This is a genomic window from Streptomyces olivoverticillatus (assembly GCF_014203555.1).
GTDB lineage: Bacteria > Actinomycetota > Actinomycetes > Streptomycetales > Streptomycetaceae > Streptomyces > Streptomyces olivoverticillatus.
In genome coordinates this window covers 936,201-957,603 of sequence record NZ_JACHJH010000001.1, presented here as the reverse complement: position 1 = coordinate 957,603, position 21,403 = coordinate 936,201, and the positions used below count along the sequence as shown (strand labels likewise).

Below are 21,403 nucleotides of genomic sequence, written 5' to 3'. Positions count from 1 at the left end.
AGTTTCTTTCAGTATTTTCCGACGAGACACGAGGACGAGGACAGACGTGCCTACCGGCAAGGTCAAGTGGTTCAACAGCGAGAAGGGCTTCGGCTTTCTCTCCCGCGACGACGGCGGAGACGTCTTCGTGCACTCCTCGGTGCTCCCGGACGGGGTCGACGCCCTCAAGCCCGGACAGCGGGTGGAGTTCGGCGTCGTGGCAGGCCAGCGCGGTGACCAGGCGCTCACGGTGACGCTGCTCGACCCCACCCCGTCGGTCGCGGCCGCCCAGCGCCGCAAGCCCGACGAGCTCGCCTCCATCGTCCAGGACCTCACCACGCTCCTGGAGAACGTCACGCAGCAGCTCGAGCGCGGCCGTTACCCCGACAAGGCCCACGGCGCCAAGATCGCGGGCATGCTGCGCGCGGTGGCCGACCAGCTCGACGTCTAGCCGAAGGCGAGCGCATCGGGGCCGAGGGGCGGTACGAGCCCCTCGGCCGCGGCGCGTGTCAGCAGGCCGCGCACCGCGGCATAGCCGGCCTCCCCGAGGTCGGCGGTGAATTCATTGACGTACAACCCGATGTGCTGGTTGGTGACCAGCGGGTCCATCTCCTGCGCGTGTTCGAGCACGTACGGGCGCGAGGCCGCCGGGTCGTCCCACGCCATCCGCACGGACGTGCGGGCGGCGTCGGCCAGCTGACGGAGCGTCTCCTCGCCCAGCGAGCGCTTGGCGATGATGGCGCCCAGCGGAATGGGCAGGCCGGTGGTGTGCTCCCAGTGCTCGCCCATGTCGGCGAGGCAGGTCAGGCCGTAGTCCTGGTAGGTGAACCGCGCCTCGTGGATCACCAGCCCCGCGTCCACCTTGCCGTCGCGCACCGCGGGCATGATCTCGTCGAACGGCAGGACGACGACCTCACCGACCCCGCCGGGCACCTCAGTGGCCGCCCACAGCCGGAACAGCAGATACGCGGTCGAGCGCTCGCTCGGCACCGCCACCGTCCTGCCCGTCAGATCCGTGCCGGCCTCCCGCGTGAGCACCAGCGGGCCGCAGCCGCGGCCCAGCGCGCCGCCGCAGGGCAGCAGCGCGTACTCGTCGAGGACCCAGGGCAGCACCGCGTAGGACACCTTCAGCACGTCGAACTCGCCGCGCTCGGCCATGCCGTTGGTGATGTCGATGTCGGCGAAGGTGACGTCGAGGGCGGGCGCGCCCGGCACCCGGCCGTGCGCCCAGGCGTCGAAGACGAAGGTGTCGTTGGGGCAGGGCGAATACGCGATCTTCAGCTTGCGCGACGCACTCATCGAAGCACCTCGGGAGACGGGAGGGTCAGGGCGGGAGGGAGCGCGCGGAAGGCGTCCGTCAGGGCGGCCAGGGCCTCGCCGATCCGCCAGGCGGCCCGGTCGCGCGGCCCGACGGCGTTGGAGACCGCGCGCAGCTCCAGCACCGGCACCCCGTGCGCCACGGCCGCCTCGGCCACCCCGAAGCCCTCCATGGCCTCGGCCAGCGCCCCGGGATGACGGGCCACCAGCTCGACGGCCCGCTCTGCCGAACCGGTGATGGTCGACACGGTCAGCACGACACCGCGCAGCGCCCCGGTCGCCCGGACCACCCGCCGTACGAGCTCCTCGGGCGCCCGGTGCGCCACCGTGCCGAAGCCCAGCTCGGTCACGGGCACGAAGCCGTCCGGCGTCTGCGCGCCCAGGTCGGCGGCGGTGATTTCGTCGGAGACGACCAGGCTGCCCAGCGGCGCGCCGGGGGCGAAGCCGCCCGCGATGCCCGCGGAGACCACCAGGTCGTAGGGTGCGCCGCCGAGCGCGGCCGCGGTGAGCGCGCCGGCCGTGCCCGCCGCGGCGGCGGCCGGACCGACGCCCGCGGCCAGCACGTCGAACACCACGCCGCCGTCCGGGTGCACGCGGTGCAGCTCCGCGCCTCCCGGCAGCGGCAGCTGCACAGGCAGAGGACCGGCGGCTGTCACGGCGTCACGCTCGGCCGGGACGGCGGTGACGACGAGGACGCGCATCGGCGAAGGCGTCAGGAGGTGCGCTCGAGGGTGAAGTTCCACACGCCGAGGGCCTTGCCGGTGCCGGCCTCGACGATGCTGACCTTGGTCTCCTTGGCGGCTGCGCCCTGCCCGCCGGAGAAGAAGGCGCTCGCCGGAATCGACCGGAACGTCTTCTTGTTCGGCTCGGCCTCGACGGCCTGGTCGTTGATGAAGAGGGTCCAGCCCTCGTCGGCGATCTTCGGGTCGACGCCGAAGCGGATCTTGTCCTCCATGGACGCCTTGACGGTCTTCCCGGAGCTCTCCTTGAGGCAGCCGAGCACCTTGTCGGAGGCGATGGCGTCGCCGTCGTTGTAGCAGGCGGCCTCGGAGGTCACCGTCTTCGACCCGACGGTCACGGTGGCCAGCGGCGTCGGCTTGTCGCAGGCGGAGAGGGCGACGAGCCCGAAGGTCACGGCACCGACGGCGGCAGCGGCGCGGCGGCGCTTGCCCCGGAAAATCGCAGCGGTCATGCGGGCAGGCTATCGGGCCCTCCGCATCAGGCCACGCGCGGGTGCGGCGAGCCGCGCCGAGCGGCCGTCAGCAGGCCCCGTACGGCAGTGGCGGCGCCCAGCGTGAGGAAGGCCGAGGCCACCGCCATCCCCACCACGCCGTTGAGCGGCAGCAGGATGCCGATCGCCCCGCCGACCACCCACGACATCTGCAGCAGTGTCTCCGAACGGGCGAATGCGGACGTCCGCACCTCCTCCGGCACGTCGCGCTGGATCAGCGAGTCCAGCGACTGCTTGCCCAGCGCCTGGGAGATCCCGGCGACGGCCGCGATGACGACCACCATCAGCGCGCTGTAGAGGACGGCACTGACGACCGCCGTCCCCAGCGTCACCGTCAGCACCAGCGCGATCGTCTTCTCCGGGCCGCGCGACCGCAGCAGCGCCCCTATGGCGGTGCCCAGCGCATTGCCCACGCCCGCCGCGACCGCCACCAGCCCCAGCGAGAACTCCGGACTCAGCCCGCCCAGCGGATGCACCCGCAACAGGAAGGCGAGGAAGAAGGTGAGGAAGCCCGAGAGCATCCGCAGCGCGCTGTTGGCCTGCAGGCCGTGCAGCACCGAGCGGCCCACCGTGCGCAGCCCCGGCGGCCTGGGGCGCTTGTTGCGGCGGTTGCGGTGGCGCTGCGTCGTCAGATGGTGCCGGTGCGGCCCGTCGGCCGCCAGCTTGGCCCGCGCCTCGCCCTTGGCGGAGTCCACCTTGTGCGGCAGGGACAGCGACAGGAATGTGCCGGACACGAAGACCGCGCACGCCCCGTACAGCGGATAGGCCGGGCCCAGCTGGTGCAGCCCCGCGCCCAGCGGGGCCGCCACCCCGGTGGCCAGCAGCCCGCCGAGCGTCACCCGGGAATTCGCCTTCACCAGCGAGATCCGCGGTGGCAGCAGCCGGGGCACCACGGCGGAACGCACCACTCCGTAGGCCTTCGACGCCACGAGCACGCCCAGCGCCGCCGGATACAGCTCCAGACCGCCGGTGGCCACCGCCCCCGACATCATCAGCGCCAGCAGCGCCCGGCTCAGCATCGCGGCCGCCATCGCCGCCCGGCGGCCGTGCGGCAGCCGGTCCAGCAGCGGCCCGATGACGGGGGCGAGCAGCGTGAAGGGGGCCATCGTGATCGCCAGGTACAGCGCCACCCGGCCGCGCGCCTGGTCGGTGGGGACGGAGAAGAAGACGGTGGAGGCCAGCGCGACCGTGATCAGCATGTCGCCCGCGGAATTCACGGCGTGCAGCTCGATCAGCTTGCCCAGGCCGGACTCGCCCGCGCCGTGCGCGTGCGTGGCCTTCCGGATGCCCCGGGCCGCCCCGGTGACAGGGCTGCGCAGTGCGCGGCCGACGCCCCGGGCCGTACGGCGGAGCGGGCCGCCCTCGGCTGACCGGATGGCTCCCACCACGCCATACTGCCCCAACTGGCACCGCACATGGCACTTTCGGTGCATCCGCGAGGCGGAGCCGTCAGCTCGGGCACGCGCCGGGCGGGGTGCCGTGCGCCGGGCGGGGGACGGCTCGCCGCAGCCCGGGTATCCCCGGGACGCCCGCGCGGGGTAGCGTGCGTAGCGCGCCACCGGCCGTCGCCTTGGCCGCGCCCTGGCTCTCGATCCCGCAGAATGGATGGTGACAGGTGCGCCCGAGGCCGTCGGGCGCGGACGTCGACGCGGTCCGTCGGTCCGCTCCGTCCGCAGCCCCGACCGTTCGGCTGGCGCACTCGTGAGACGGCGTGGAAGAGAGAATCGATTCTTGTGAGTGCTGCGATGCGAAGCCGTACCCCGGACCGCCTGTGCGCCGAGGCGGTCGAACTCGCCCGGGCGGCGGCCGAGGAGGCCGCGCTGCCGGGGCAGGTCGGCGAGCATGTCGAGGTCGCCGCCGACGGGGACCGCGTCGTCACCCACTACTTCCTCTGCCTGGACCCCGGCTACCGGGGCTGGCGCTGGGCCGTCACCGTCGCCCGCGCCTCCCGCGCCAAGCACGTCACCCTCGACGAGGCCGTGCTGCTGCCCGGCCCCGACGCCCTGCTCGCACCCGAATGGGTGCCCTGGAGCGAGCGCCTGCGCCCCGGTGACATGGGCCCCGGCGACCTGCTGCCCACCGAGTCCGACGACCTGCGCCTGGAGCCCGGCTTCACCGGCGAGGAGGAGCCCCCGCCGAACTCGGCCGTCTCCGAGGAGATGACCGAACTGGCCGAGGCGGAGGACGCCGACGTCTCGGCCGGCCCGCCCTCCGCGCAGCCCGTCGCCCCCGCGCGCGGCTCCATCTCCGCCCTCGCGGAGGAGCTGGGCATGCGGCGCGCCCGCGTCCTGTCCCGCTACGGCCTGCACAGCGCCGCCGACCGCTGGGACGAGTCGTACGGCGCCAAGACGCAGATGGCCCAGGCCGCCCCCGCCTCCTGCGTCAGCTGCGGCTTCCTGGCACCCATCGGAGGCTCCCTCGGCCAGGCGTTCGGCGTCTGCGCCAATGAGTTCAGCCCCGCCGACGGCCACGTCGTCTCCCTTTCCTACGGCTGCGGCGGCCACTCCGAAGCGGCCCGCATGCCGAAGCCGCCGCGTCCGGCGCCGCCGGTCATCGACGAGACGCTCGTCGAACCGATGCCGCTGCGCGACGAAGAGGGCGAAGACGAGGATTTGGGGCACGCGTAACCCCGGCCGCAAGGGACGGACAGGCTGATATTCGCCTGTTCGTCCCTTGCGGGCCACGCGCATCGGCGCGGACAGGGGCCCGCGGGCGAGGCCTTCGGGAACGGCAACCAGCACAGGGAGACGAGACAACGTGACCGCAATGGACCCGTTCGGCACCGCGCGGCTGCGTCGCGGCGTCCTGGACTCCTGGGTCGCCTCCCCCGCCCGGTTCCGGGAGGACGCCAACGCCGAAGAGGACCTCGCCCTCGGCGGCTACCGCGACCGCCTCGTCGTCGAACTCGCCCAGAACGCCTCCGACGCCGCCGCCCGCGCCGGCGTCCCCGGCCGCCTGCGCCTCACCCTGCACGCCCCGTACGCCGACGGCCCCGCCGTCCTCGCCGCCGCCAACACCGGTGCGCCCCTGGACGCCACCGGCGTCGAGTCGCTGTCCACCCTGCGCGCCTCCGCCAAGCGCGAGCAGCACGGCACGGTGGAAGCGGAATCCGTCGGCCGCTTCGGCGTCGGCTTCGCCGCCGTCCTCGCCGTCAGCGACGAACCCGCCCTCGTCGGCCGCACCGGCGGCGTGCGCTGGTCCCTCGCCGAGGCCCGCGCCATGGCCGCCGACGCGGCCCAGGGCAGCCCCGGCCTCGGCGGCGAGATCCGCCGCCGCGAAGGCCACGTCCCGCTGCTGCGCCTGCCGCTGCCCGCCGAGGGCGAGGCGCCCGAGGGCTACGACACCGTGGTCGTCCTCCCGCTGCGCGACGGCGCCGCCGAGGACCTGACCGCCCGGCTGCTCGCCGCGATCGACGACGCCCTGCTGCTCACCCTGCCCGGCCTCACCGAGATCGTCGTCGAGACGCCCGACGCCCCCGCCCGCACCCTGACACGTCGCCAGGACGGCCCGTACGTCCTCGTCGAGGACTCCGCCCGCGCCGCCGCCACCCGCTGGCGCGTCGAGCGCGCCTCGGGCGCGCTCGACCCCGCGCTCCTCGCCGACCGCCCCGTGGAGGAGCGGCTGCGCCCCTCCTGGTCCCTGACCTGGGCCGTACCGGTCGGCGACGGCGGTGCGCCGAAGAAGCCGCGCACTGCGCCCGTCCTGCACGCCCCCACGCCCACCGACGAGCCCCTCGGGTTGCCCGCGCTCCTGATCGCGTCCTTCCCCCTGGAGCCCACCCGCCGCCACACGGCCCCCGGCCCCCTCACGGACTTCCTGACCGAGCGCGCCGCCGAGGCCTACACGGCCCTGCTGCGCGACTGGCATCCCGTCTCCCCGGGCACCCTCGACCTCGTCCCGGCCCCCTTCGCCCAGAGCGCCCTGGACGCCGAGCTGCGGCGGCAGGTGCTGGAGCGGCTGCCGCGCGTGCCGTTCCTGCCGAGCGCGGCAGGGGCCGTCGAGGGCGGCGGCCAGGAGGGGGTGCCGGCCGGCGGCGGCATCGAGGGGATCCCCTGGACCGAGGGCCCCGACGCCTCCACCCAGACGCCCGGACCGGCCGCCCCCACGGGCTCCGCCGCCACCGGCGGCTGGGACGACGACCTCTTCGCCCGCGGCGGCACCGGCGGCGAGCCGCTGGCCCTGCGGCCGGTGGAGGCCGAGATCGCCGAGGGAGCGGGCGCGGAGACCGTCGCCGTCCTCAGCGAGCTCTTCCCCAGCCTGCTGCCCGCCGGACTGGAGCGCCGCCCCGAACTGCGCGCGCTCGGCGTCGCCCGCGTCCCCCTCGGCGAGGTCATCGACCGCCTCGCCGGGGTCGAGCGCGACCCCGCCTGGTGGTGGCGGCTCTACGACAGCCTCGCCGGCGTCGACCCCGACCGGCTGACCGGCCTGCCCGTGCCGCTCGCCGGAGGCACCGGGGGAGTGCGTACGGCCGTCGGCCCCCGGCAGGTGCTGCTGCCGCCCGCCGACGCCACCGGCTCCGAGCGGCTCTCCCGCCTCGGCCTGAAGGTCGCCCACCCCGACGCCGCCCACCCGCTGCTGGAGAAGCTCGGCGCCACCCCGGCCTCGCCCCGCGCGATCCTGACCACGCCTCAGATCCGGGCGGCCGTCGCCGCCTCGCTCGACGCCGAGGACGCCTGGTACGAGGACGGCGAGGGCATCGACGGCGACACGCTCGTCGAGGTCGTCCTCACCCTCGTCCGCGACGCGGGCCTCGCCCCCGGCGACGAGCCCTGGCTCGCCGCCCTGGCCCTGCCCGACGAGGACGGCGAGCCGGCCCCGGCCGGTGAGCTCGTCCTGCCCGGCAGCCCCTTCGAGAGCGTCATCCGTCCCGGTGAACTCGCCGCCTGCGACGCCGAACTGGCCGAGCGCTGGGGCGCGCAGCCGCTGACCGCCGTCGGCGTGCTCGCCGACTTCGCCCTCGTCCGCGCCACCGACGTCGTCCTCGACCCGGACGAACTGGAGCCGCGCGAGGGCGACTTCGCCGAGCCGGACGACGCCGGGCTGCTGGACGCGGTCGACGTCTGGTGCGAGGACGTCCTGGACCGGCTGCAATTGAGTCTGCGGCCGCGAAGCGGCCACGATGAGGGGTGGTGGTCGGGCGACGGGCGGGCTCCGGTGCCGCCGGTGGCCACCGAGATCGTGGCCGTCCGCGACCTCGATCTCGTCGACGACGACGCCTGGCCGCAGGCCCTGGCCCTGCTCTCCCGGCCGCCGCTGCGCGACGCGCTGACCGCGCCCGTCCGCGTGCTGCTGCCGGACGGCACGACCGAGTCCGTACGCCCGTACACCGCCTGGTGGCTGCGCGGGCACCCGGTCCTGGACGGCCGCCGCCCCGCGGGGCTGCGCGTCCGCGGCGGCGATCCGCTGCTGGAGGGCCTCTACGACGCGGCCGACGCGTCCGGGCTCGCGGACGAGCAGGTGCTGCGGGCGCTGGGCGTGCGCACTTCGTCGGCCGCCCTCCTCGACGAGCCGGGCGGCGCGGCCGAGCTCCTGGCCCGTCTGGCCGACCCCGACCGCCCGGTGCGGCCCGCGCAACTGCACGCGCTCTACGGGGCGTTGGCGGGCCTCGACCCGGACGAGGTGACGCTCCCCGACGAGCTGCGGGCCGTCGTGGACGGCGAGGTCCGCGTCGTGGACGCGGCCGACGCGCTGGTGGCGGACGCGCCGGACCTGCTGCCCCTGGCGGCAGGGCGCGCCCTGCTCCCGGTGCGCCCGGACCGGGCCGCCGAGCTGGCCGACCTGCTGCAGGTGCGACGCCTGAGCGAGGCCGTGCCGGCCGCCGTGGCGGCCGACGACGGCGAGCTGCGGCAGGTGCCGGACGGCGTCCGCGTCCTGCTGCCGCAGGCCCCGGCCACGTACGTCGAGCACGAGGAGCTGGTGATCGACGGCATCGAGCTGGACTGGCGCCTCGGCCCCGACGGCGTCCTGCACGCGGCGACGCTGGAGGGCGTGGCCGCGGGCCTGGCCTGGGCGGCGGGCGCCTGGCACCGCCGCTTCGAGGCCGCGGCGCTCCTGGAGGACCCCTCCCGCACGGAGGAGCTGGCGCGGGCCCGCTGGTTCGACTAGGCCTACCCTGGGAGTGCAGCGAAATGCTCCTATTTTGATTGGTTTCGGGAGGCTGCCATGACCAGGAAGGTCGCCGACTGCCGCAAGGCTCCGAGCGAATCGCACTGCTCGCTGACGATCGCCGGCGAGGAAGAGGAAGTCCTCAAGGCCGCGACCGAGCACGCGGTGTCCGTGCACAAGCACGAGGACACGCCCGAACTGCGGGAGATGATTCGCGGGCTGCTGGAGGACGAGAAGTCCTGAAATGCGGGCGCCGGACGGGCCGGGATGACGGTCGGCCCGTCCGGGCTCGTGCTGCTCAGGCCGCTTACGCAGGAAACTTCCGTCCCACCCACCGCCAGGCGAACTCCAGCACCACCCCGGCGACGACCGCGATGCCCACCGCCGCCCAAGGCAGCGTCGTCCCCACCAACTTGAGCGCGAAGAACTGCTGCAGCCACGGAATGGCCAGCACCACCAGAAACCCCGCCCCCATCGCCAGCACCAGCACCACCCGCCACCATGTATACGGCCGCGCAATGATCGCCAGCACCCAGATCGAGACGAGGAACAGCGTCAGCGTCGCCGCACTCGTCTGCGCCCCGAGCGCATCGGCCCCCGAGTAGTAGCCGCGGGCCAGGACGTACACGCCGAACGTCGCCAGCCCCGCGATCAACCCCGCCGGGAGGGCGTAGCGCATCACCCGCCGTACGAAGTGCGGCCGCGCCCGCTCCTTGTTCGGCGCCAGCGCCAGGAAGAAGGCCGGCACGCCGATCGTCAGCGTCGACAGCAGCGTCAGGTGCCGCGGCAGGAAGGGGTAGGGCACGCGCGTGCAGACGACGAGGATCGCCAGCAGCACCGAGTAGACCGTCTTCGTCAGGAACAGCGTGGCCACCCGCGTGATGTTGCCGATCACCCGGCGGCCCTCGGCGACCACGGACGGCAGCGAGGCGAAGCTGTTGTCGAGCAGCACAATCTGGGCGACGGCCCGCGTCGCCTCCGAGCCCGAGCCCATCGAGACGCCGATGTCGGCGTCCTTCAGGGCCAGCACGTCGTTGACCCCGTCGCCTGTCATCGCGACCGTGTGCCCGCGCGACTGCAGCGCCCCCACCATGTCCCGCTTCTGCTGCGGCGTGACCCGCCCGAAGACCGCCCCCCGGTCCAGCGCCTCGGCCATCTCCCCCCGCCCGGCGGGCAGCCGTCGCGCGTCCACCGGCGACTCGGCGCCGGTCAGGGCGAGCTTGGCGGCGACGGCGCCCACGGAGACCGCGTTGTCACCGGAGATGACCTTCGCGGAGACGTGCTGCTCGGCGAAGTAGCGCAGCGTGTCCGCCGCGTCGGTGCGCAGCCGCTGCTCCAGGACGACCAGCGCCGTCGGCCGTACGCCTTGGGTGACGCCAGGATCGCCGAGCTCGCGCTCGGTACGGGCCAGCAGCAGCACCCGCAGCCCCTGCGCGTTGAGGTCCTCGACCTCCCCGAGCGCCGTGTGGCCCTCCGGCAGCAGCACGTCGGGCGCGCCCAGCAGCCAGCTGCCGCTCTCCGCGTCGGGGCCGTCGAGCGAGGCGCCGCTGTACTTGCGGGCGGAGGAGAAGGGCAGCGTTTCGGTGCAGTGCCAGCCGCTGCCGTCGGGGTAGGCGTCGATGATGGCCTGCAGGCTGGCGTTGGGCCGGGGATCGGAGGCGCCGAGCGCGCCGAGCACCTGGCGCACGTACCCCTCGTCGGCGCGGGCGGCGGGCAGCAGCCGCAGCTCGGTGACGTCCATGCCGCCCTCGGTGAGGGTGCCGGTCTTGTCGAGACAGACGACGTCGACGCGGGCCAGGCCCTCGATGGCGGGCAGCTCCTGCACCAGGCACTGCTTGCGGCCCAGCCGGACGACGCCGATGGCGAAGGCGACGGACGTCAGCAGCACCAGGCCCTCGGGCACCATCGGCACGATCCCGGCGACCATCCGCCGGACCGCTTCCTTCCAGTCATGCCGCTGGACGACGAGCTGGCTGAGGATCAGGCCGATGGCGACCGGCACCATCATCCAGGTCACGTACTTGAGGATCTGGCTGATGCCCGTGCGCAGTTCGCTGTGGACGAGCGTGAAGCGGGACGCCTCCTCGGCCAGTTGGGCGGCGTACGCCTCGCGGCCCACCTTGGTGGCGGTGTAGGCGCCGCCGCCCGCGACGACGAAGGAGCCGGACATCACCGCGTCCCCCGGCTTCTTGAGCACCGGGTCGGCCTCACCGGTGAGCAGGGACTCGTCGATCTCCAGCCCGTCGGCCTCCCGCACCTCGCCGTCGACGACGCACTTCTCGCCGGGGCCGAGCTCGATGAGGTCGCCGAGGACGATCTCGCCCGTGCGTACGGAGGTGGGCGCGCCGTCGCGGCGGACGGTGGGCTTGGCCTCGCCGATGACGGCGAGGGAGTCGAGGGTCTTCTTGGCACGCAGTTCCTGGACGATGCCGATCGCGGTGTTGGCGACGATGACGAAGCCGAAGAGGCCGTCCTGGATCGGGCCGACGACCAGGATGATCAGGAAGAGGACGCCGATGATGGCGTTGAACCGGGTGAAGACGTTGGCCCGGACGATCTCGGTGATCGAGCGCGAGGACCGTACGGGCACGTCGTTGACCTCGCCGCGGGCCACGCGCGCGGCGACTTCCGTCGCGGTCAGGCCGGGGTGCGACACCGCCGGGACCGCCGGATCGCTCATGGATCCGACGGTACGTGGAGGTTGCCCGCTTCACCTTTCGACCGGGCGGAAGTGGCCGAATGGGGGCGCCGCTGGGGAGCTCCTAGCGGCCGGCGTCGCCGTCTTCGCGCGCCGCGGCCGCCTCGTGCCGCTTGATCGCGGCGTCGCGCTTGCGGACGTACCAGATGCCGATGAGACCGAGGCCCGCGCCGGCCAGGCAGGTCCACAGCCACCACAGGTGTCCGTGGTCCTCGAACCAGCCGTAGAACGGCAGCTGGACCAGGAAGAGGACGAACCACAGGATCGTGCCGCCGGTGATGGTGGCGACGACGGGGCCCTCCAGGGGCTCGGGCGCCTCGTGCTTGGGGGTCCACTTCGTCATGACCGCCAGCCTAGCCGGTGCGCCTGGGGCGGTGGAGCCCTTGTGGGGCTGGGGTCTACGCGCGGAGATAGCAATTCCGGGTTTGTTTATTCATACTGAATCGAACCGGATTTGATTGTCTGCTTTTGTTCGATCATCCAAGTTCGATCAAATGGCATTACATCGTGATCCATTAGCTGAATTCCCCCCGGCCTTCCCAGGCCCGTACGACTGAGGTCCCCGCATGCCCTCCTCGGCCACCGCTGCGGTCGACGCCCAGCAGCCGTCCCCCACGCCGCCGCCCGCCGCGAAGAACGCCCTCGACCGGTACTTCCGGATCACCGAGCGGGGCTCGTCCGTGGCCCGTGAACTGCGCGGCGGCCTGGCCACGTTCTTTGCGATGGCGTACATCATCGTGCTGAACCCGATCATCCTCGGCGCGGGTCAGGACAAGTTCCACCACCAGCTGGACAATGCCCAGCTGGTCACGGCCACCGCACTGATGGCCGGGCTCTCCACCATCCTCATGGGCGCCATCGGCAACGTCCCCATCGCCTGCGCCGCGGGCCTCGGCATTAACGCCGTCGTCTCGCTCCAGCTCGCGCCCAAGATGAGCTGGCCCGACGCGATGGGCATGGTCGTCCTGGCCGGTCTGGTGCTGATGGTGCTCGTCGCCTCCGGCCTGCGGCAGCGCGTGATGGACGCGATACCGGGCGGGCTGCGGCGCGCCATCGCGATCGGCATCGGTCTGTTCATCTCGCTGATCGGCCTCGTCGACTCCGGCTTCGTCAGCCGCAACCCGGACGCCGCGCACACCACCGTCCCCCTGGGCCTCGGCCAGGGCGGGCAGCTGCACGGCTGGCCGGTGCTCGTCTTCATCGTCGGCCTCGCGCTGACGTACGTCCTGGTCGTGCGGAAGACGTCCGGCGCGATCCTGATCGGCATCGTCGCGATGACCCTCGCCGCGATCGTGATCAACTCGCTCGTCAAGATCCCGGACGCCGGCTGGGGTCTGTCCGTCCCGTCCTGGCCGTCCAAGATCGTCGACACCCCCGACTTCGGCCTCATCGGCAAGATCAGCCTCTTCGGCGGCTTCCACGAGGTCGGCATCCTCACCGGCTGCCTGTTCGTCTTCACCGTGCTGCTGTCCGGCTTCTTCGACGCGATGGGCACGATCATCGGCGTCGGCGAGGAGGCCGGGCTGACGGACGAGAAGGGCCAGCTGCCCAACATGGGCAAGATCCTGATGATGGACGGCATCGCGGTGGCGGGCGGCGGCCTCGGCTCGGCATCCGCCAACACCTGCTTCGTCGAGTCCACGGCCGGCGTCGGCGAGGGCGCCCGCACGGGCCTGGCCAACCTGATGACCGGCGGCCTCTTCCTGCTCGCCCTGGTCTTCACCCCGCTGGCCACCGTGGTCCCCTCGCAGGCCGCGACCCCGGCGCTGCTGGTCGTCGGCTTCCTGATCATGGCGGCCAACGTCAAGGAGATCGACTGGAGCGACTTCACGATCGCGATCCCCGCGTTCCTGACGATCATCTCCATGCCGTTCACCTACTCGATCACGAACGGCATCGGCATCGGCATCCTGGCCTTCATCCTGCTGCGCGTGGCGGACAAGCGGGCCCGTGAGATCCCGTGGCTGCTGAACGTGGTCGGGGCGTGCTTCCTCGTCTACTTCATGCTGAACCCGATCGAGCAGTGGCTGGGCGTGAAGTAGCAGCGCGCGGCCCCTGCTTACGGCCCGGCGAGTCGGCGCGATCGCGCGTCGGCCGCCGGGCCGTTTTCGTCGCCTTCACCGGTGCCTCCGGTGTCTCCGGTGCCTCCGGTGCCAGGAGGTGCCGGCCGGCCGGGGGCTTGCGCCGGCTGCGGGAGAGCAGGCGCACGCCCGGCTTCTCCACGTACTCGTGCAGCAGGACTGCACCGATCAGCGAGACCGCGAAGACCAGGCCCATGTGCAGCGTCAGGGGGAGGACGACGTGGTGGGTGGTGAGGAAATGGTTGGCGCTGAAGATGGCTATTTCGTGCACCAGGTAGAAGGCGAAGGAAATCTCGCCGAGATACACGATGTACCGGTTCCTGAACGGTGAGGGCTCACCACCGACATCGGCGCGGGCAGCCGCGGCGACGGTGAGGGTGAACGGGATGACCGTGCAGGCGCTCCAGCGGAAGTTGAAGGGCATGACGTGGGTCAGGCCGAAAACGGTGACGAGGGACAGAGCGAGACTCGCGGTCAGGCCCGGTCCGCGCCAGGAACCGTTCTTCACCAGCAGCGCGAGAGCGATTCCGGCCACGAACTCGATCAGCCGTGCAGGCGGCAGCATGTAGAGCATGCACTTCGCGTCCCACCCGGTCGCCCATCCGACGGGTGCCGTGAACAGCGGGAAGAGGGTGACGCACACATTGGCCACGGTCACCGTTGCCCACAGGCCGCGGGTCGAAAGCCGCCGGACGAGTCTGATCGCGAAGGGGAACGTGAGGTAGAACAGGGCTTCGCAACTCAGCGACCAGGAGACGCCGTTGTAGCCGAACCACCACTTGGTCCGGTTCGGGACCCACGCCTGGGTCAGGCTCGGGTTTCCCAGCGCGATGGCCGGGTTCAGGGCCTTCCCCATCCATACGAGCGTGAGGGCGGCGACAGCGAAGGTCACCACGTGGCTCGGATAGATCCGGGCGAAACGGCGCCGCCAGAATCCGGTCGTCGTGTCACGGTCCCGGGCCGACCAGGCCGCGGTGCTGCCGGGGTTGTCGAGTGGAGGACGCCCGGAGCGATGAACGGAAGCAAGGGGATCTGGGAGCTCAACATCGGCGTAAACTCGAACAGGATTATCCACTTCCTCTTCAAGTGTGTAAAAGGTTAGTCACCGAAGTGAAGTTTTCCATCCAAGACGGATCTCCTCTTGAGGGTGTGCTCACCTGCGACGAGGCCGAGTTGGGCGCTCCCAACCACTTCCCTGGGCGGGTGTTCATCTCGTCGGATCACTCCTTCCAGCCTGGAGTTTCACTTGAGGTTCCTGGAAAGGAGCGGCGGGTTTCTTATGACCCTTCTTCCGGCTGGATCGCCATACGCCTGAAGGATGCCGTCGACGCCGAGTTCGTCCAGATCGCCAGTGGAATTGTCCTGGGCATTGACACTGGTGATCTGGTTTCGATCTGGCTTGATCCTGTTTTTGTGGAATGGCAGACGATGAGGCGGACAGGTAAGCGGTAGAGCCGATAGCGCTACTGAGGCTTGCTGGTTGGGGTGACGCGTAGTAACTTTTGTTGTATTTCTGGTAGATGCGGTATTCCGATGGGGGCGGCCTGACCGCTCGGCAGCGGGCTCGGCGGCAGCGGGTGCGGTTCGAGGCCGCCGAGATGTTTGAGCAGGGTGCGGCTCCGCCTGTGGTGGCCAAGCGGTTACGGGTGTCGCGGAAGTCCGCTTATGCCTGGCACGCCCTCTGGCGGGACGGCGGGGTGCAGGCTCTGCGGTCCAAGGGGCCCAGCGGGCCGCCCTCGCGGATGACGCCGCAGTGGCGGGCGTGACTGGACCAGGCGCTGGAACAGGGGCCCGCCGCGCATGGCTGGGTGGAGGACCAGCGCTGGACGCTGCCGCGGATCGCGTTACTGACCGCGCGGCGCTTCCGCGTGAGGTTCAGCGCGTCGCAGGTCTCCCGGATTCCTGCTGAAGGCGTGTGGGCCCACCTGAAGAAGTCACTGGCCAACCTGGCCGCCTGCACCACCCGACAACTCGCCTCCAAGGCCCGGACCCGGCTGAAGAAGATGCAATACAGGGCCGACCTCCTCGATGGCTTCATCGCTGAGACCGGGCTCATCCTGCCCCGCCCCGAGCGTCACCCCCAGCCAGCAAGTCTCCGTTGTTTGTGCCAGCCGTGAGTTTGCTCCGCCGTCAAGGCGTGATGTCCACGCATGGCGGTGGCAGCTGCGATCCTGTCAAGGCGCTACGCCATTCGGGGGATACCTGGGTCCTCCCTCTATCCCGGGCTCGCCGGTGATGCCTTAATAGCAATAGTGAGTCCGGAGGTCGCCCAACCCTCTCGGGGACTCATGATTTGCCGGTTTGGCCGGTAGCGGTCAGCGGCGTTTCCTGATGGGTGCTCCTTGGACGGCTGGTCAGTTGCCCGCCTATCAGCCACTGGCTGACTGGCAGTCAGCTCTTGGGGGCCCCGAAGTAATCCATGCAGACCTAGATCGCGAGGGCTCAATATGGGCGTGAGTTTTCACCCGAAAAGGCATCAACTGCTTTGAGTCGTGGCAAGTGGAAATCAACTCACGCTGCCGACTCCGCTGAATCCGACCGTCCCGGTATTGGTGAATCCCATCTCAAACCGGGCTCCACGGTCCCCTAGCACGCCCAAGTCACCGACTCGGGCGACAACTCCGCGGGATTCCAGGATCCCCCTGTTCTGCATCAGACCTGGATGCCGGATGCCCTCGGCGTCCGGCGCAGGCGACGATCCGGCATCCGGCGACCTCCGGTGCGGCGTCACCAGGGGCACGCGGTACGAGCGCCGACGCCCGAGTGCCCTCAGGCAGCTGTGGCGAGTGCCCATACCACGCTCGGTCGAAGCCTTCATGTTCATCCCGGCGTGCAGCAGATGGCACAGCTCACCCCATGCCAAGGCGCCGGTCGCAGCGGTGCGAGCGCGCCGCTTTCCCCCAGTTTCAGGGCGGCACCAGGGCTGCCCCGGAACCCATGGAAAGGAAATCCACGATGGCAACACCTGTGCCTCTGGGCACCGCCGCCACCTACGGGGTGCTCGCCAACACGGCGATCACCAACACCGGCCCCACCGTGGTCGCCGGCGACCTCGGAGTGAGCCCCGCCGGTGCGGTGACCGGCTTTCCTCCCGGAACGGTCACCGGAACCATCCACGTGAACGACGCCGCCGCGGCGCAGGCCCAGGCCGACCTGCTGACCGGGTACGCCAACGCACTCTCCCAACCGGTCACGGCCACTGTCGCGACGGAACTCGGGGGGACCACCCTGACCCCCGGCGTGTACAACTCCGCCTCCGGCACGTTCACCCTCAACGGGACACTGACCCTGAACGGTCAGGGCAATCCCAACGCCGTCTTCATCTTCAAGATGGCCACCACGCTCATCACGGGAGCCACCGGCAACGTCAACCTCATCAACCAGGCGCAGTCCGCCAACGTCTTCTGGCAGGTCGGCAGCTCCGCGACCCTCGGCGCCGGCTCCACCATCAGGGGCAGCATCCTCGCCTTCACCTCGATCACCGCCACCACGGGGGCCATCGTGGACGGCCGGCTGCTGGCTCTCGGCGCCGCCGTCACGCTGGACTCGAACGCGGTCACCGTGCCGCCCCTGTCCACTTGCTCGGTGGTGGTCCAGCCGGTGGCCGGGCCGGTGGTGGTCAGGCAGCCGACCCCCGTGTCCGCTCTGGTGACCTGCAACGGTCTGCCGGTCGTCGGTGGGTTGGTGACCTTCACCGGTGGTGCGGTCCCGGTAACCGCCGCCACCAACGCGGCCGGTGTCGCCACCGGACCGCTGACGTTCAACACCGCCGGGCCGGCCACCATCACTGCCATCGTCACCGCGGTCGGCAGCGGGTGCGCGTGCACCGGCGTCGCGTCCGCGCCCCTCACCATCCCCGTCACTCCGGCGACGGGCCCGCTGAGCGTGGCGCCCGCCTGCTGGCACGTCAACCTGCCCTTCCCGATTCCGAACGTGTTCGCGGCGACGTTGACGGCCACCCTCACGCCGGCGCAAGCGGGCGTCACGGTCAACTTCTCCGTCTTCGGCCTGCCGGTGGGATCCGCGGTGACCAACGCCAACGGCATCGCCACCCTCAACGCCAGCCTGTCCCTGCTGCAGATCAGCACCAGCAGCTACACGGCGGTCGCCACCGTCGACGGCGTCCTGGTCCATGCGACCGGCTCCCTGGTGCCCTGCTTCCCGCCGGTGTGACCGGCCTGCGCCCGATCGGCCGGCGCCGCATGACGGGTCCTGCTGCGGTACTCGTGCACCGAGCCGGTCACGCAGTGCAGCCCCTGGCCTGACGGCCTTCCGGTAGGCGGCCAGCCCCTCAAGAGCTGTCCCCCGTCGTGGAAGGACGGGGGACAGCCCGACTCGAACTTACCGGTGAGCCATTCGGCACCAGGCCCGTCGGCAGGACGGAGAAGGGGGCGGACAGCCCCGGGTGCCGGTGGTGCGTGGCCGGCTCACAGGTGAGGACCGGGGCCGACGTTTCCCTCCGGCAACGGCCCCGGGACAGCCGAGCGGCTCTCACAACCCCAAGGCCCCGCATGGAGCCGCCAGGTGGCCGGTCAGACCCATGTTTTAGCGTCATATGGGTGCCCGCCGAGCCCGCCCCGTATTGAGCCCAGCCGGAGAGTGGATGGTTTTCCATGAGCGTTGCCGCGTTCCTACTCGCCCTCGGCGCCACGTGTCGCCTCACCCGTCTCATCACCAAGGACGCACTGGCGGCGGGGTTCAGATCATGGGCCGGCGCTCACTTCGGTGACGACTCCCGAGCCGCTTACCTGGTCAGCTGCGGATGGTGCACAAGCATCTGGGTCGCAACCGCCGCAGCCTTGTCCGCCACCTGCTGGGGAGGCTCTCCATGGTTCCAGGCTCCGGCGACTGCCCTGACACTCTCCTACCTGGCGGGAGTCGCTTCACGGTGGCTGGACTGACCAGCGCCTCCTACCTGTCCGTTGCGCGGCACCTCCCGGGGAGACGCACGCGGACCGCGGAGCCCGGGGCTTCCGGCCCAACCCGGCAGTGAAGAATCGAAACGTGAAAGGACCGCAGCCATGCCATGCAATTGCGGCGGGGGAACCCCTCGGACCGTCATCGGCTACCAATTGAACCTGCCCGACGGCACAAGCCGTCAATATGTCACCTACCAGGAAGCCGAGGCCGCAAACCAACGAGCAGGCGGCACCGGATCGATCACCATCGTCATGCAGTGACGCCTGCCTGGTGGTCAGGGCTCCTCAGCACCGTGCCAGGATCCCCTCATCGAGGAGTTGCCGGCGGTGGCCTATCCGGAGACCTTGTTGCACAGTTCATGACCGGCGAACGCGTCACTGATGTCGAGGAATTTGGCGCGCACCGAAGTGGCGGCGGCTTTGAGTTCGCGGGTCATGCCGCCACGAGGGTCTGCCGGGCCCAGTCCGTGTCCACGTCGTAGAACGGGCAGCCCCGTAGCCGTACCGCGCGAAGCGTGACTCCCCGTACCGGTAGTCGGTGCTCGGCGGCAGCGGTGCCGGGTAGGACTGCATCACCAGACGGTAGTCGCCTGCTCGGTAGCCGGCCCCTGCCATGGCGGACTGGATTCCCTCCAGGGCCTGCCTCACCTTGTCTATACCCCGAGCGGATGACCTGGGCATCCGGCTCGTCGTAGAGGAGAGGCCCTAGCGGGTCGGGCGTGCGGTTGAAATCGCCCATGGCGGCCCAGTGGTCCCCGGCATCCGCCGAGATCTTGCGCACCAGGTTGGGGGCGTCGTTGCGCTGATTAGTCCGGCTCCCCCTGTTCTGGGCGTGGAGGGAGTAGAACCAGGCCCGTCCGTGAGCCTGATGCCGAGCGCGGGCTTGGCGGCGTTGTCCACCGGGTCGCCGAGTTCCACAGGCTGCGGCGGGATGACTTGTACGGCCCTGACCGAATCCGCCGATTGGTTGACGACGATGGCGAGGGATCTGTCCCTGCGCTTGGGCGTCTTCACCCGGTAGATGGCACAGGGGCTTGTTCTCGGTGGGGTGGAATCGGGCGGTCGGTAGTTCACCCAGCTGTAGCGCTGGATGGTGAAGCCGCCCGTCAGCTTCGTCTCCTGCCCCACCCAGGTTCTGTTTGCCGGTTGTGCATCGGGAGGGTCCGCATCGGGCACCTCTTGGAGGGCGAGGATCTCCACCTGTTTGGCCGCCGGAAAAACGCCCTGCATTCAGCGGTCCGGGGCGCCTCGCATATTGAACGTGCCGGCCCTGTGGATATTCACCTGGGCCCGTGCCGCAGTCGGCCACAAAGCCGCCTGGACCAGGCTTGCCACCAGGGTGAGGACCAGCAGCGCCACCGTGGGCGCCCGGCGAAGACCACCGCCATGCGCTCCACTGCCCTCTCCGGGAGCCCCGTGCTCCCACCGCGACCGAACCTAATGCGGCCCTGGTGCACCTGCACCGCGAGCAGAGCCAAAGGGACGCGGAGGGCGCCGTCCGTCGTCCGCGCGCCGACCCGCGGGACGGTCACTAGGCTCGGTGGAGTGAGACTGGGGCCGACGGAGGCCAAGGAGCGGTTCGAGGCGTCGCCGGTCGCAAGACTGGCGACGGCCGACGCGCACGGCGTACCGCACATCGTGCCGGTCACGTTCGCCGTGGATGGCGACGTCGTGTACTTCGCGGTCGACGCGAAGCCGAAGAGCACATGGGAGCTGCGCCGCTTGCGCAACATCGAGGAGAACCCGCGGGTCTCGCTCCTGACGGACCACTACGCGTCCGACTGGCGGCAGTTGTGGTGGGCAAGGGCGGATGGCCGGGCACGGGTCTGGCGCGAGCGCGAGCGGTGCGCCGGACCGGTCGGCCTGCTGCGGGCGAAGTACCCCCAGCACGAGGGGCGTCCACTGGACGGACCGGTGGTGGCGATCGAGGTGGACCGGTGGAGCGGGTGGGCTTGGGGCGGTGCGTGAGCTGTCCTTCGTCACCCAGGAACAGGCCACCGTCGTCAACCCGCAGGCCGTCGGGGGCGGCGACCACACCATGTTCGTCGCCGGCGACCACGCCGACGCCAAGAAGCAGGCCACCGAGCTGCTCAAGGAGTACGGCTGGACCGACATCCTCGACGTCGGCCCCTGGTGTGCGCCCGTGGCATGGAGATGTACGCCCACATGCACTCCGCCATCGGCTTCGGCCAGCAGTTCGGCGGCCACTTCGGCATCAAAGTCGTGCGCTGAGCCCTTTCCCGTTGTGGAAAGACGTAGCCCCTGACCTTGGGGTCACATGCTCGGCAGCATCGAACGCGGCGTGCAAGTCGATGTCGAAGGGGGCCTCGATGGCACTTGAGAAGCTTGCAAGCGACTGCAAGGAGGGGCCGTGCCCCACACTATGGCGCACGGAACACGGGCGCTACATCGTCCAAGGCTTCAAGGTTCTCAGTGCCGAGCGTTTGGCACAGCTCGACTTGCCCGAGAACGAAACCGCGGTTGAAGTGATGGCCGAACTGCTGGAGGGGTACTTCAATTCTCCTCGTGGGTGACGAGTTCAATCGGCTGTTCCAGACACTCGAATCATCGGCCTTCAAAATGGAGACGAAGGACCGCTACAACGTCGACGGTGAGCGGGAAGAGTTCGCCTCTTTCCTGGCTGGTGGCACCATGCCCGAGGCCTGGGAGGACAGCCAGTGGGTGCGTTCCATGGTCGACTTCGGCAAGGAGCTGCGCAGGTTCACATCCTGCGCTCGCCCCTGAGTGACTACCTTCGTTTCGAGCTCGGGTGGGGCTACGTCGGCAACGCCAAGGCCGGTGAGGACATCCGCATCATCGACCTGACCGATCAAACAGTCGAAGGGCTGCCAGATCACGACTTCTGGCTCTTCGACGACGCGGCGGTCTACCGGATGCACTACAACGGGGATGACGAGTTCCTCGGGGCCGAGCCGTTGAGTGAGGACGTGCTCCTGCAATATCGCGCCTACCGCGACACGGCCTGGAAGCATGCGACTCCGTACGCGGACTACTGGCAGCGACACGCTTGAGCGAGAGCCAACAGCGCGACCGCGTCCTCCACCCGTGGGGC

General features: G+C 70.7%; 18 protein-coding genes and 2 pseudogenes. 13 read left to right on the top strand and 7 right to left on the bottom strand.

Going from position 1 to position 21,403, the window contains the following annotated elements; genetic code table 11:
• The first annotated feature begins 46 nt into the window (after positions 1-46).
• Positions 47-430, top strand: a complete 384-nt coding sequence (locus tag FHS39_RS25650; protein WP_184346387.1) for a cold shock domain-containing protein — start codon at positions 47-49, stop codon at positions 428-430.
• Here FHS39_RS25650 and FHS39_RS04425 read toward each other — a convergent pair.
• From FHS39_RS04425 to FHS39_RS04410, 4 genes are read right to left on the bottom strand one after another with little or no spacing between them, the layout of a single operon-like run.
• Positions 427-1,278, bottom strand: coding sequence for a 1,4-dihydroxy-6-naphtoate synthase (locus FHS39_RS04425; RefSeq protein WP_184346386.1), 852 nt, complete (start codon positions 1,276-1,278; stop codon positions 427-429). The genes FHS39_RS25650 and FHS39_RS04425 overlap by 4 nt on opposite strands.
• Positions 1,275-1,997 (bottom strand): futalosine hydrolase, encoded by a 723-nt coding sequence (locus FHS39_RS04420; RefSeq protein WP_184346385.1) that lies wholly within the window; start codon positions 1,995-1,997, stop codon positions 1,275-1,277. Before FHS39_RS04420 ends, FHS39_RS04425 begins: the two co-directional genes overlap by 4 nt.
• 11 nt (positions 1,998-2,008) lie before the next feature.
• On the bottom strand, positions 2,009-2,488 hold the full coding sequence (locus tag FHS39_RS04415) for a DUF2771 domain-containing protein (protein ID WP_184346384.1): 480 nt from the start codon (positions 2,486-2,488) through the stop codon (positions 2,009-2,011).
• A gap of 26 nt (positions 2,489-2,514) precedes the next feature.
• The gene (locus FHS39_RS04410; protein WP_184346383.1) at positions 2,515-3,912 is read right to left on the bottom strand and encodes an MFS transporter; all 1,398 of its coding nucleotides are present in this window, start codon (positions 3,910-3,912) and stop codon (positions 2,515-2,517) included.
• 360 nt (positions 3,913-4,272) lie between these two features.
• Here FHS39_RS04410 and FHS39_RS04405 point away from each other — a divergent pair, with 360 nt between their 5' ends.
• The 3 genes from FHS39_RS04405 to FHS39_RS04395 all read left to right on the top strand — a co-directional run bounded on the left by FHS39_RS04405 (position 4,273) and on the right by FHS39_RS04395 (position 8,875).
• Entirely contained in the window at positions 4,273-5,154 is an 882-nt protein-coding gene (locus tag FHS39_RS04405) for a DUF3027 domain-containing protein (protein WP_184346382.1), read from the top strand.
• A 139-nt stretch (positions 5,155-5,293) separates the two neighbouring features.
• On the top strand, positions 5,294-8,632 hold the full coding sequence (locus FHS39_RS04400) for a sacsin N-terminal ATP-binding-like domain-containing protein (protein WP_184346762.1): 3,339 nt from the start codon (positions 5,294-5,296) through the stop codon (positions 8,630-8,632).
• 57 nt (positions 8,633-8,689) lie between these two features.
• The gene (locus FHS39_RS04395; RefSeq protein WP_184346381.1) at positions 8,690-8,875 is read left to right on the top strand and encodes a DUF1059 domain-containing protein; all 186 of its coding nucleotides are present in this window, start codon (positions 8,690-8,692) and stop codon (positions 8,873-8,875) included.
• A 64-nt stretch (positions 8,876-8,939) separates the two neighbouring features.
• On the opposite strand, the gene FHS39_RS04390 is transcribed toward FHS39_RS04395, so the two are convergent.
• Positions 8,940-11,312, bottom strand: coding sequence for an HAD-IC family P-type ATPase (locus tag FHS39_RS04390; protein ID WP_184346380.1), 2,373 nt, complete (start codon positions 11,310-11,312; stop codon positions 8,940-8,942).
• 82 nt (positions 11,313-11,394) lie between these two features.
• Positions 11,395-11,673, bottom strand: a complete 279-nt coding sequence (locus FHS39_RS04385; protein ID WP_184346379.1) for a DUF2530 domain-containing protein — start codon at positions 11,671-11,673, stop codon at positions 11,395-11,397.
• A 223-nt stretch (positions 11,674-11,896) separates the two neighbouring features.
• Between FHS39_RS04385 and FHS39_RS04380 the strand changes: the two genes are divergently transcribed.
• A complete protein-coding gene (locus FHS39_RS04380; RefSeq protein WP_184346378.1) occupies positions 11,897-13,372 on the top strand; it encodes an NCS2 family permease in 1,476 nt (491 codons plus the stop codon).
• Here the strand turns inward: FHS39_RS04380 and FHS39_RS04375 are convergent.
• Positions 13,332-14,486 carry an acyltransferase family protein gene (locus FHS39_RS04375; protein ID WP_184346377.1) on the bottom strand — a complete coding sequence of 385 codons (1,155 nt, stop codon included), beginning with the start codon at positions 14,484-14,486 and terminating at the stop codon, positions 13,332-13,334. The genes FHS39_RS04380 and FHS39_RS04375 overlap by 41 nt on opposite strands.
• A 35-nt stretch (positions 14,487-14,521) precedes the next feature.
• Here FHS39_RS04375 and FHS39_RS04370 point away from each other — a divergent pair, with 35 nt between their 5' ends.
• The 8 genes and pseudogenes from FHS39_RS04370 (at position 14,522) to FHS39_RS04335 (ending at position 21,362) form a co-directional block, all read left to right on the top strand.
• Complete coding sequence (locus FHS39_RS04370; protein ID WP_184346376.1) at positions 14,522-14,863, top strand: hypothetical protein; 342 nt, start codon at positions 14,522-14,524, stop codon at positions 14,861-14,863.
• Positions 14,864-14,931: 68 nt separating this feature from the next.
• Positions 14,932-15,312: pseudogene (locus tag FHS39_RS25960) on the top strand (helix-turn-helix domain-containing protein); the annotation flags it as partial.
• 1,054 nt (positions 15,313-16,366) lie between these two features.
• Entirely contained in the window at positions 16,367-17,584 is a 1,218-nt protein-coding gene (locus FHS39_RS04355) for an ice-binding family protein (protein ID WP_221462289.1), read from the top strand.
• A gap of 848 nt (positions 17,585-18,432) precedes the next feature.
• Complete coding sequence (locus FHS39_RS25955) at positions 18,433-18,591, top strand: DUF7196 family protein (protein WP_425507730.1); 159 nt, start codon at positions 18,433-18,435, stop codon at positions 18,589-18,591.
• Positions 18,592-19,875: 1,284 nt separating this feature from the next.
• Positions 19,876-20,298: a TIGR03668 family PPOX class F420-dependent oxidoreductase gene (locus FHS39_RS04350; protein ID WP_184346372.1), complete on the top strand. Its 423-nt coding sequence runs from the start codon at positions 19,876-19,878 to the stop codon at positions 20,296-20,298.
• Positions 20,291-20,596, top strand: coding sequence for an NAD(P)-binding domain-containing protein (locus FHS39_RS04345; protein WP_246469804.1), 306 nt, complete (start codon positions 20,291-20,293; stop codon positions 20,594-20,596). Before FHS39_RS04350 ends, FHS39_RS04345 begins: the two co-directional genes overlap by 8 nt.
• A gap of 64 nt (positions 20,597-20,660) precedes the next feature.
• The gene (locus FHS39_RS04340; RefSeq protein ID WP_184346371.1) at positions 20,661-20,864 is read left to right on the top strand and encodes a hypothetical protein; all 204 of its coding nucleotides are present in this window, start codon (positions 20,661-20,663) and stop codon (positions 20,862-20,864) included.
• A gap of 46 nt (positions 20,865-20,910) precedes the next feature.
• Positions 20,911-21,362: pseudogene (locus FHS39_RS04335) on the top strand (DUF6879 family protein).
• The last annotated feature ends 41 nt before the right edge of the window (positions 21,363-21,403 follow it).

Coding starts and splice junctions, on each gene's coding strand:
- FHS39_RS04425 (WP_184346386.1), bottom strand. CDS start 1,278: ATGAGTGCGTCGCGCAAGCTGAAGATCGCGTATTCGCCCTGCCCCAAC.
- FHS39_RS04420 (WP_184346385.1), bottom strand. CDS start 1,997: ATGCGCGTCCTCGTCGTCACCGCCGTCCCGGCCGAGCGTGACGCCGTG.
- FHS39_RS04415 (WP_184346384.1), bottom strand. CDS start 2,488: ATGACCGCTGCGATTTTCCGGGGCAAGCGCCGCCGCGCCGCTGCCGCC.
- FHS39_RS04405 (WP_184346382.1), top strand. CDS start 4,273: ATGCGAAGCCGTACCCCGGACCGCCTGTGCGCCGAGGCGGTCGAACTC.
- FHS39_RS04400 (WP_184346762.1), top strand. CDS start 5,294: ATGGACCCGTTCGGCACCGCGCGGCTGCGTCGCGGCGTCCTGGACTCC.
- FHS39_RS04395 (WP_184346381.1), top strand. CDS start 8,690: ATGACCAGGAAGGTCGCCGACTGCCGCAAGGCTCCGAGCGAATCGCAC.
- FHS39_RS04390 (WP_184346380.1), bottom strand. CDS start 11,312: ATGAGCGATCCGGCGGTCCCGGCGGTGTCGCACCCCGGCCTGACCGCG.
- FHS39_RS04385 (WP_184346379.1), bottom strand. CDS start 11,673: ATGACGAAGTGGACCCCCAAGCACGAGGCGCCCGAGCCCCTGGAGGGC.
- FHS39_RS04380 (WP_184346378.1), top strand. CDS start 11,897: ATGCCCTCCTCGGCCACCGCTGCGGTCGACGCCCAGCAGCCGTCCCCC.
- FHS39_RS04355 (WP_221462289.1), top strand. CDS start 16,367: ATGGCAACACCTGTGCCTCTGGGCACCGCCGCCACCTACGGGGTGCTC.
- FHS39_RS25955 (WP_425507730.1), top strand. CDS start 18,433: ATGCCATGCAATTGCGGCGGGGGAACCCCTCGGACCGTCATCGGCTAC.
- FHS39_RS04340 (WP_184346371.1), top strand. CDS start 20,661: ATGGCACTTGAGAAGCTTGCAAGCGACTGCAAGGAGGGGCCGTGCCCC.